At 71.2% G+C, this 10,567-nt stretch carries 9 protein-coding genes; 7 read left to right on the top strand and 2 right to left on the bottom strand.

Annotation, left to right across the window (positions count from 1 at the left end; translation table 11 throughout):
- The 6 genes from AC1D15_RS08480 to AC1D15_RS08455 form a co-directional block, all read left to right on the top strand.
- A partial coding sequence (locus AC1D15_RS08480; protein WP_477825632.1) for an SDR family NAD(P)-dependent oxidoreductase occupies positions 1-625 on the top strand: 625 nt, incomplete at its 5' end.
- On the top strand, positions 622-1,152 hold the full coding sequence (locus AC1D15_RS08475; protein ID WP_052211258.1) for a MarR family winged helix-turn-helix transcriptional regulator: 531 nt from the start codon (positions 622-624) through the stop codon (positions 1,150-1,152). The genes AC1D15_RS08480 and AC1D15_RS08475, both read left to right, overlap by 4 nt.
- Positions 1,149-2,000, top strand: a complete 852-nt coding sequence (locus tag AC1D15_RS08470; RefSeq protein WP_477825631.1) for an enoyl-CoA hydratase family protein — start codon at positions 1,149-1,151, stop codon at positions 1,998-2,000. Before AC1D15_RS08475 ends, AC1D15_RS08470 begins: the two co-directional genes overlap by 4 nt.
- Positions 2,000-3,142 carry an acyl-CoA dehydrogenase family protein gene (locus tag AC1D15_RS08465; protein WP_477825630.1) on the top strand — a complete coding sequence of 381 codons (1,143 nt, stop codon included), beginning with the start codon at positions 2,000-2,002 and terminating at the stop codon, positions 3,140-3,142. Before AC1D15_RS08470 ends, AC1D15_RS08465 begins: the two co-directional genes overlap by 1 nt.
- A gap of 1 nt (position 3,143) precedes the next feature.
- Positions 3,144-4,748, top strand: coding sequence for an AMP-binding protein (locus AC1D15_RS08460; protein ID WP_477825629.1), 1,605 nt, complete (start codon positions 3,144-3,146; stop codon positions 4,746-4,748).
- Positions 4,749-4,811: 63 nt separating this feature from the next.
- Entirely contained in the window at positions 4,812-5,207 is a 396-nt protein-coding gene (locus tag AC1D15_RS08455) for a RidA family protein (RefSeq protein ID WP_047500657.1), read from the top strand.
- A gap of 6 nt (positions 5,208-5,213) precedes the next feature.
- On the opposite strand, the gene AC1D15_RS08450 is transcribed toward AC1D15_RS08455, so the two are convergent.
- Both AC1D15_RS08450 and AC1D15_RS08445 read right to left on the bottom strand, forming a co-directional pair.
- On the bottom strand, positions 5,214-6,308 hold the full coding sequence (locus tag AC1D15_RS08450) for a catalase family protein (RefSeq protein ID WP_477825628.1): 1,095 nt from the start codon (positions 6,306-6,308) through the stop codon (positions 5,214-5,216).
- Positions 6,309-6,391: 83 nt separating this feature from the next.
- Positions 6,392-9,292, bottom strand: a complete 2,901-nt coding sequence (locus AC1D15_RS08445) for a C1 family peptidase (protein WP_477825627.1) — start codon at positions 9,290-9,292, stop codon at positions 6,392-6,394.
- A 103-nt stretch (positions 9,293-9,395) separates the two neighbouring features.
- Between AC1D15_RS08445 and AC1D15_RS08440 the strand changes: the two genes are divergently transcribed.
- Positions 9,396-10,567: MFS transporter (locus AC1D15_RS08440; RefSeq protein ID WP_477825626.1), on the top strand; the 1,172-nt coding region annotated here is incomplete at its 3' end.

Raw genomic sequence — 10,567 nt, 5'->3', positions numbered from 1 at the left:
GGCTGAGCCTGTCGAAGCCCTGCCCGCGATTCACACCTGCGCCGTCGACATCACCGACCCCGCCGGCGTCGAGCGGGCCTTCGCGTCCGTCGGCCCGGTCGACCTCCTGATCAACAACGCCGGCCAGGTCGAAAGCCAGCCCTTCGCCCGCACCACGCTCGACCAATGGAACCGCCTGCTGCAGGTCAACCTGACCGGCACCTTCCTGTGCACCCGGCAGGTGTTGCCCGGCATGACCGAGCGCGGCTTCGGCCGCATCGTCAACATCGCGAGCACCGCGGCGCTGAAGGGCTACGCCTACGTCGCCGCCTATTGCGCCGCGAAGCACGGCGTGCTGGGCCTGACGCGGGCGCTCGCGCTCGAGGTCGCGCGCAAGGGCGTCACCGTCAACGCGGTCTGCCCCGGCTACACCGACACCGACATCGTCGCCCGCGCGGTCGGGCAGATCGCGAGCAAGACGCAGCGCAGCGCCGACGCGGCACGCGACGCCTTGGCGGCAGCCAACCCGCAGGGCCGGCTGGTGCAGCCCGACGAGGTTGCGCAGGCGGTGCTGTGGCTGTGCCGGCGCGAATCGTCCAGCATCACCGGCCAGGCGATCGCCGTGGCCGGCGGGGAGGTGATGTGATTTCCGACATCAGCGACCTCGAATCGCGGGTCATCGACGACCACCATCAAGCCCTGAAGCTCTGGCTGCGCCTGCTGTCGTGCAGCAACCGCATCGAGTCGGTGATCCGCAACCGGCTGCGCAGCGAGTTCGCGACCACGCTGCCGCGCTTCGACCTGCTGGCGCAGCTCGAGCGCGAACCCGCCGGCCTGGCGATGGGCGAGCTGTCGCAGCGGCTGATGGTGACCGGCGGCAACGTGACCGGCATCACCGACCAGCTCGAAGCCGAAGGCCTGGTGCGCCGCGTGCCGCGCCCGGACGACCGGCGCTCGTTCGCGGTGCAGCTGACGCCGGCCGGCCGCCGCCAGTTCCGGCGCATGGCGGCCACGCACGAGCAGTGGGTCGTCGAGCTGTTCGCCGGCTGGTCGGCCGACGAGAAGACCCAGGTGCAGGACTTGCTCTCGGTGCTGAAGCGGCACCTGGCCGGCATCGACAGCGCGTCGCCTGCGAAGCCGGTGAAGAAGACCAAGCCGAAGGAGAAGACATGACACGTGCTATGGACTCCCACCTCGCGTCCGGCAACCGGCAAAGTGCTGCCGCGATCTCGCCTCGGCATGTCGGCTGGGCGCTGCACGGCCGCGTCGGCGTGATCACGCTGAACCGGCCCGAGCGCAAGAACCCGCTGACCTTCGAGTCGTACGCCGAGCTGCGCGACCTGTTCCGCACGCTTGCGCAGGTCGACGAGGTGCGCGCGATCGTCGTGCAGGGCGCCGGCGGCAACTTCTGCTCCGGCGGCGACGTGCACGAGATCATCGGCCCGCTGACGAAGATGGCGATGCCCGACCTGCTGGCCTTCACGCGCATGACCGGTGATTTCGTGAAGGCGATGCGCGCCTGCCCGCAGCCCGTCGTCTCGGCGATCGACGGCGTGTGCGCCGGCGCCGGCGCGATCATCGCGATGGCATCGGACCTGCGCGTCGGCACCGCGCGCAGCAAGACCGCCTTCCTGTTCTCGCGCGTCGGGCTGGCCGGTTGCGACATGGGCGCCTGCGCGCTGCTGCCGCGCATCGTCGGGCAGGGGCGCGCATCGGAGCTGCTGTACACGGGCCGCTCGCTGGGCGGCGACGAGGCGCTGCAATGGGGCTTCTTCAATCGCCTGAGCGAGCCCGATGCGCTGCAGGCCGATGCACTGGCCTGGGCCGGCGAGATCGCGGCCGGCCCCGGCTTCGCGCATGCGATGACGAAGCGCATGCTGCACCAGGAGTGGGCGATGGGCGTCGACGAGGCGATCGAATCCGAGGCGCAGGCCCAGGCGATCTGCATGATGACGCAGGATTTCCAACGCGCGTACGAGGCGTTCGCGGCGAAGTCGAAGCCGGTGTTCGAGGGCGACTGATGAGCACCCACCTCGACTGGCCGTTCTTCGAGGCGCGCCATGCGGCGCTGGAGCAGGCGCTCTCGCGCTGGTGCGGCGAGCACCTGGCCCACGTGCCGCACGACGATGTCGACACCACCTGCCGACGCCTCGTGAAGCAGCTCGGCGCGGCCGGCTGGCTGCGCCACGCGATCGCCGAGAGGCCGGGCGACGCGATCGACACCCGCGCGATCTGCCTGCTGCGCGAGACGCTGGCGCGCCACCACGGCCTGGCCGATTTCGCGTTCGCGATGCAGGGCCTCGGCTCGGGCGCGATCTCGCTGGACGGCACGCCGGCGCAGCGCGAGCGCTACCTGCCGCGGGTCGCGCGCGGCGAGGCGATCGCGGCGTTCGCGCTGTCCGAGCCCGAGGCCGGCTCCGACGTGGCGGCGCTTGCCTGCGCGGCGCGCGACGACGGCGATGCGTATGTACTCGACGGCGAGAAGACCTGGATCTCTAACGGCGGCATCGCCGACTTCTACGTGCTGTTCGTGCGCACCGGCGAGGCACCCGGCTCGCGCGGCATCACCGCGCTGATCGTCGATACCGACACGCCGGGGCTGCAGATCGCCGAGCGCATCGAGCTGATCGCGCCGCACCCGTTGGCCAGGCTGCGCTTCGACGGCTGCCGCGTGCCGAAGGCGCAGCGGCTGGGCGAGGCGGGCCAGGGCTTCAAGCTCGCGATGCGCACGCTCGACATCTTCCGCACCTCGGTGGCCGCGGCCGCGCTCGGCTTCGCGCGGCGTGCGCTCGATGAAGCCTTGCAGCGCGCGACGACCCGCAAGATGTTCGGCCAGACGCTCGCCGACTTCCAGATCACGCAGGCCAAGCTCGCGCAGATGGCGACCACCGTCGACAGCGCAGCGCTGCTGACCTACCGCGCCGCGTGGCAGCGCGACCAGGGCCGCAACGTGACGCGCGAGGCCGCGATGGCCAAGCTGGTGGCTACCGAGGGCGCGCAGCAGGTCATCGATGCCGCGGTGCAGTTGTGGGGCGGTGCCGGCGTCGTCAGCGGCAACACGGTGGAGACGCTGTACCGCGAGATCCGTGCGCTGCGCATCTACGAGGGCGCCACCGAGGTCCAGCAACTGATCATTGCCCGCGAGCTGCTGAAAGGAACGTGAGATGTCTGCGCACGTCGACACCTTTGCCAGAGACCACCTGCCGCCGCGCGATCAATGGCCCGAGCTGGTGTTCGACCTGCCGGAGCTGCAGTTTCCCGGCGAGCTGAACTGCGCTCGTGAGTTGCTGGACCGCTGGGTCGACGAGGGCCACGGCGACCGACTCTGTGTGCAGGGGCAGGGCGTGCGCTGGACCTACGCGCAGCTGCAGGCGCAGGCCAACCGCATCGCGCACGTGCTGGTCGACGACCTCGGCCTCGTGCCCGGCAACCGCGTGCTGCTGCGCGGGCCGAACTCGCCGATGCTGGCGGCCTGCTGGTTCGGCGTCGTGAAGGCCGGCGGCATCGCGGTCGGCAGCATGCCGCTGCTGCGCGCGAAGGAGCTGGTGCAGATCGTCCACAAGGCCGAGATCAGCCATGCGCTGTGCGACATCCGGCTGGCCGACGAGCTGGCGCTGGCCGGCCCGCAGTGCCCGACGCTCGTGCACGTGCTGCACTTCATGACCGAGCGCGACGGCGGCCTCGAGGCGCGCATGGCCGGCAAGCCGGCGCAATTCGACACCGCCCGCACCGCCGCCGACGACACCTGCCTGATGGCCTTCACGTCCGGCACGACCGGTGCGCCGAAGGCGACGCTGCATTTCCACCGCGACGTGATGGCCGCCTGCGCCTGCTGGCCGCGCCATGTGCTGCGGCCGACGGCCGACGACGTGTTCATCGGCAGCCCGCCGATCGCGTTCACGTTCGGGCTCGGCGGGCTGCTGCTGTTCCCGCTGTCGGTGGGCGCGTCGACGGTGCTGGTCGAGCGGCCGGCGCCGGATGCGCTGCCGGCCGCGATCGCGCAGTACCGCGCGACGACGCTGGTGACCTCGCCGACCGCGTACCGCGCGATGGCCGGCCAGCTCGCCGCGCACGACCTGTCGTCGCTGCGCCAGTGCGTGTCGGCCGGCGAGGCGCTGCCCGCGGCGACGCGGCAGCTGTGGAAGCAGGCGAGCGGCATCGAGATCATCGACGGCATCGGCTCGACCGAGCTGCTGCACATCTTCATCTCGCACGACGAGGCGCATGCGCGGCCGGGCGCGACCGGCACGGTGGTGCCGGGCTACCGCGCCTGCGTGCTCGACGATGCGGGCCGGCCGCTGCCGCCGGGGCAGGTGGGGCGCCTCGCGGTCAAGGGGCCGACCGGCTGCCGCTACCTGGCCGACGAGCGCCAGCGCCAGTACGTGAGCGGGGGCTGGAACCTGACCGGCGACGCCTACCTGCAGACCGACGACGGCTACTTCGTCTACCAGGCGCGCACCGACGACATGATCATCTCGGGCGGCTACAACATCGCCGGGCCGGAGGTGGAGGCGGCGCTGCTGCAGCACCCCGCGGTGGCCGAGTGCGGCGTGGTCGGCGTGGCCGACGACGAGCGCGGGCAGGTCGTCAAGGCCTTCGTCGTGCTGCGGCCGGGGCAGGTTGGCGACGCGGCGATGGTGAAGGCGCTGCAGGATTTCGCGAAGCAGGCGATCGCACCCTACAAGTACCCGCGTGCGATCGAGTTCTGCGACGCGTTGCCGCGCACCGAGACCGGCAAGCTGCAGCGCTTCAAGCTCCGTTCGGGCTGAGCCCCACTCCCGTTCGGGCTGAGCCTGTCGAAGCCGGCGTACACACACAGAGGAGACATCAGGATGAAAGTGCTGCAACCCCCCGGCTGGCTGCCGCCGCGCGGCTATGCGAACGGCGTGGCCGCCGAGGGCGTGCTGGTGTTCGTCGCCGGCCAGATCGGCTGGAACGAGCGCTGCGAGTTCGAGAGCGACGATTTCGTCGACCAGGTGCGGCAGGCGCTGCGCAATGTCTGCGCGGTGCTGGCCGAAGGCGGCGCGGCGCCGCAGCACATCGTGCGCATGACCTGGTACGTGCTCGACCGTGCCGAGTACCTGGCGCGCGGCCGCGAGGTCGGCGCGGTGTTCCGCGAACTGGTCGGCAGCTACACGATCGCGATGAGCGCGGTGCAGGTCAGTGCGCTGATGGAGCCGCGCGCCCGCGTCGAGATCGAGGTCACGGCGGTCGTGCCGCGCACCTGACCTCGGTCAGGGCGGCAGGTCGTCGGCGGAACGCGGCTCCGCCATCCGCACGCCGTTGCGCTCGGCCCGGAAGCGCGCCGACATCTCGTAGACCCGCTTGCGCACCCGCATCACCGCGCCCAGCGGCCGGTGCGCCGCGAGCCCGTGCCACGGGCTGAACGACATGCCGTCGTCGATCGCCGCCGAGCGTGCCTCGGTCCACGCGAGCTGCGGCCGCATCACGATGCGCGCGACGGTGACGAACGGGCTCTGGTCCTCGGGCCAGCGCACCGACGCATCCTCGATCGGCATCGTCTCGAGGTCGGTGCACAGCTGCACGCGCAGCGCCCACTCGCCGCCGGCTCGGGCGAAGTGCGACATCACCGCATCGCGCAGGGCCTGTGGGCGGTCTTCCATCTCGACGTGCGCGCCGGTCAGTGCCTGCAGTTCCGCCGACACCGGCACCACCTCGATCTTCGCCATGTACGGCCCCCACAGCATCGGCACCTGGCTGAAGTAGCTGTCGCCGAGCGGGTGCGTCTGCGGGTGTCCGCCAAGCGCCTTCAGCGTGCCGCTTTGCAGCCCCACCTGCTCGATCGCCCTCTCGGCGCCGCGCAGCACCGCCGACACCGCCTTCTTCAGCGTCGGCGCGCGGTCGGTCGTGGCGGCCAGCAGCTTCAGGCCGGCCAGGAACTGCTTCGGCCCGGCCGAGCCGAAGACCGGTCCGTTGACCAGCACGAAATCCTGCGTGAACGCGCCCTCGCTGCCCGGCAGCCGGACGCCGTCGACGCCGATCAGCTTGATCGCCATGCCGCGCGGCGTCGACACCGCGTCGTCCAGGATGTCGCCGGGGATCGTCGACAGCCGCATCACCAGCGGCCATTCACCGGGCTGCGCGAACGCGCCCTGCGCATGCGCCGCCGGCAGCCCGGCCGGCACGCGCAACTCGCCGCGCAGCAGGCCGTGGCTCTTGGCATGCACACCGCGCAGGCCGTGGCCGGCGTGCGAGAACGTGGTCTGCGCGATGCCACGCATCGTCTCGATCATCTGGTCGCAGACCGCGCCCTCGTCCTCCTCGGCGTGTTCGAAGGACGGGTCATACGGGATCGGCGTGATGTCCATGGCGCCGATCATCGCGGCCACGCCCGGCGCTGCGCGTCGGACGTGGAACCGGATGCCTGTAGGAGCGGACGCCCCTGGGCCCGTCAATAGCCGCGCAGGTCGTCCACCTTCAAGGCCAGTGCGCTGCCGCGGATGCGCTGCAGCGTGCGCGTGACGACCTCGATGTCGTTGTCGAAACCGCCGTGCGAGGCCCGCATCAGCACCGGCTGGCCGTCGCTGCCGATCGCCGTCTCGATGCGGTCGCTGGTGACGAGCTGGGTGCGCTTCGCGAGCTGCGCATCGGCCGCCGCGGCGCGCCAGGTGGCCAGCGCCTCGCCGGTGTCCGACGAGCCGTCCCAGCCGGCGAACGCGGCGTCGTTGACGGCATCGAGCCCGAGGATCGGCGTGCGCAGGTCGGTTTCCAGCGCGTTCGACACCAGGTACAGCAGCGACTTGCGGTAGATCGACGCGACGTTGTCGTCGCGCTCGACCTTGTCGGACAACACGTCCAGGTGCAGCCGCTCCATCACCCGTGCGTCGCTCGCATAGTGCTGGTTCGCGAACGCGACGGTGCAGGCCGGCGCATACAGGTTGACCGACGCGAGGCGCTGCGCGAGGCCGTCGTCGCGCCCGGCGTGCTGGCGCTGCGCGAGCGCGCTGAGGAAGTGCCCGAGCGCGATCGAGCCGGCCGAGTGGCCGACCAGGTGCAGTTCGAACTGCGCGCCCCAGGTGGCCGCCAGCGACTGGATCGCGTCCAGCAGCAGCTCGCCGCCGTGGCGCGGCGAGAACGCGAGCTGCGCGTTCTCCTTCATCTCGCTCCAGATCGGCTTCGCGAGCGGGCGGCCGATGGTCTTCTCGATCAGCAGGTCGGTCTTGTCGGTCAGCCATTCGCCGGCACCGGCGCGCGCCGGTTCGCGGTGGAAGGCGTCCGACAGGATGTCGCCGATCGATTCGAGCATGCCGGTCTTCCAGACCAGGAACAGCGGGTAGCAGCCGTTGCCGAGCAGGTAGCGGCCCATCGCGCTGGCGCGCTTGATCGCATCGGCCTCGCTGTTCAGGCCGCCGTGCACGTACAGCAGCAGCCTTTTCGGTCCCGATCCGGGGCCGTCGGGCTGGCTGCGGAACCACTGGTCGGGCAGCGCGTAGGCCTGCTGCTGCAGCTTGCGCGGCTGCTCATCCTCGGTCAGGTAGCGGCTCACGCGGCCATCGTTGCCGAGCACGACGCTGTGCCGGTACGCGAGCGCGCTGTCCCACCAGCCGCTGCGGTTCGCCTCGCCGCGCTTCGCGCCGGTGCTCTTGGCACCCGGCTGCGCCACCGCGAGCCGCCCGGCCACGACGCCCGGCACGCCGAGCGCGACGACCCAGGCGTCCATCGCATTGGCCAGCCAGTCGAGGTACGACAGCGTCGCGAAGCCGCCGGCGCCCCAGTCGCGGCCCCAGGAGTTCTGCAGCACGAAGCCGCGGTCGTTGAAGCCGACCAGCGCGAACGCATGGCCGCCATCCTTCGACGGCCTGCCGTCGAACGCGATCAGCGGCAGGTCGGCATGGCCCTTCGGTTCGGCGGCGACGTCGGGCACGCCGTCCCAGCCGTCGTGCGTGAAGGCCGAGACGAACACCGCGCCGTGCTGCGCGATGGCCGCCTGCATGTCGGTGATCGACTGCGTGTCGACGCGGTAGTAGACGCCCAGCGTGTTCTGCGTGGCCCGCGTTGCGAAGCCGTAGCGGGCGGTGTCGGATTTGTCGGCCTGGTAGGGCCAGTCCTTCTCCAGGCACACGCCGTTGTTGAACCAGCCCTTCAGCGCACCGCGGCAGCTGGAGCCCTCGTRGTTCTCGCCTTCGTATTCGTCGTGGCGGCGCGCCAGCGTGTAGAGCATGCGCGGGCTGACCGATTCGAAGCGGGCCGGCGTCTTCGCCTTCAGCCAGCGCAGGTAGTTGATGACGCAGCCGAGCCCGAAGCCGGTGCAGGCGCCCTCGCTGCCCTGGTCCAGGATCAGTCCGGCCTTGGCATAGCCGGGCAGGAAGTGCTGCACGACCTCGGCGGCCGGGAATTCATCGGGCAGCGTCAGCGCTGCGGGCATGTACTGGCGGTCGCGCAGGTCGGCGGTGTCCTTCTTCGTGCGCGAGACGCGGTGCGTGCTGCCGGCGGGGCGGCGCGAGGTGCTCTTGCCCTTGGCAGCACCGGCACCGGCGGCCGCCGGCGCCTGCGCGGTGGCCGCGAGCTCGAACACGCTGCGGAATGCGGCCAGCCCGTGCGCGCCACCGTTGACCAGCTTGCGTGCCGCCGCGAAATCGCCCTTGCCGATCGCGGCGCGGAACTTGTCGGCCTTGTCGAACAGGAACTGCGCGAGCACCACCGCAGCCACTTCCGGCGCGTTCGCCTTGTCGGGGTCGGCATCGAGCGCGATGCCGATCACCTCGCCGTAGTGCTTGTAGTTCGCGCGGCCGGTCAGCTGCACGAAGCCGCGGCCCTTGTAGCGTGCGCCGTCGCCGGCCGCGCCGTTGCCGAGGTCGCGGCGCAGGTCGTAGCTGCTGAACGGCGCACCGCCGGGCGGTGTGTTGAAGCGGGACTGGAACTCGGCGATCGGCACGAACCCCTCGGTCTCGGCGCGGATCGTGCCGAGTGCGCCCAGCACCATCGGCCGGTCGACCAGGCCGGCCGCGCGCAAGGCCGCTTCGACATACGGCAGGTAGCGCGCGATGTTGGCCGGCTTGGTCGCAGGGAACAGCTGGCTCACGAGACCGACCGTCAGCACCGGATCGGTCGGCGGGCCTTCGTCGGCCAGCTTCAGCAGCATCTGGCAGCGCGGGCCGACGATGCCGTCGGCGATGATGCCGATGCCGGCCTGCCAGCGCCGGATCGCGGCGTCGAAGCCGTCGTCGATCGACGGGCCGGTGCTGGCGAGCACCGGGAAATCCGCGGCATCGGGGCCGAGTTCGGCGGCGAGCGCCTTCGCGAGACGGGTCACGTCCGGGCCGGACGCACCTTTGGAGATCAAGAGCTTCATGGGCTCCTCCGGGGTGGTTGAGGCTGCCGGGCCAGTATCGTGCGGCGGGGATCTACGTCCATCCCACATGTGATGGACGCGGGCGCGGTGCTACCGTTGCGGGATGTCCAGCACCCCCTCTCTTCCACCTGTCGTTTCTCCGCCGCCCACTTCAGCCTGGGCGCCGCTCTCGCTCCCGGTGTTCCGCATGCTGTGGGGCACCTGGGTCGCCGCCAACGTCTGCATGTGGATGAACGACGTGGCGGCGGCGTGGCTGATGACCTCGCTGACGACCTCGCCGGTGCTGGTGGCGCTGGTGCAGTCGGCGTCGACGCTGCCGGTGTTCATGCTCGGGCTGCCGAGCGGCGCGATGGCCGACATCCTCGACCGCCGGCGCTACTTCATGCTGACGCAGCTGTGGGTGGCCGCGGTGGCGGTGGTGACCTGCACGACGATCGCGTTCGATGCGATGAACGCGCCGCTGCTGCTGGTGCTGACCTTCGCGAACGGCATCGGCCTCGCGATGCGCTGGCCGGTGTTCGCGGCCATCGTGCCGGAACTGGTGCCGCGCTCGCAGCTGCCGTCGGCGCTGGCGCTGAACGGCATCGCGATGAATGCGTCGCGCATCATCGGGCCGATCCTGGCCGGCGCGATCATCGCGAGCGCTGGCAGCGCGTGGGTGTTCGTGCTGAACGCGCTGCTGTCGATCGGCGCGGCCTTCACGATCAGCCGCTGGAAGCGCGAGCAGAAGGCGAGCACGCTGCCGGGCGAGCGCTTCCTCGGCGCGATCCGCGTCGGCGTGCAGTACGTGCGCGAATCGGCGCGCATGCACGTGGTGCTGCTGCGGGTGTCGATCTTCTTCCTGCAGTCGACGGCGCTGCTCGCGCTGCTGCCGCTGGTGGCCAAGCACCTGCATGGCGGCGGCGCGGGCACCTTCACGCTGCTGCTGGCGTCGATGGGCGCCGGCGCGATCGCCGCGGCCCTGAACCTGCCGCGCATCCGCCAGCGCCTGGGCTCGGACGAGCTGGTGCGCTGGGGCTCGTTCGTGCAGGCGCTCGCGATGGTGGTGGTGGCGCTGGCGCCGAACGTGGCGGTGGCGGCGGGCGCGATGGCGGTGGCCGGTGCGGCGTGGATCTCGGTGGCCAATTCGCTGACGGTGTCGGCGCAGCTCGCGCTGCCCGACTGGGTGCGGGCGCGCGGCATGTCGATCTACCAGATGGCGCTGATGGGCAGCAGCGCGGCCGGTGCGGCGCTGTGGGGCCAGGTGGCGGCAATGAGCGACCTGCGCAGCAGCCT

It is taken from the genome of Rhizobacter sp. P2_H2, from assembly GCF_056403375.1.
Note: the sequence above shows the minus strand (reverse complement) of the source record. Positions and strands in the feature narration are given on the sequence as shown.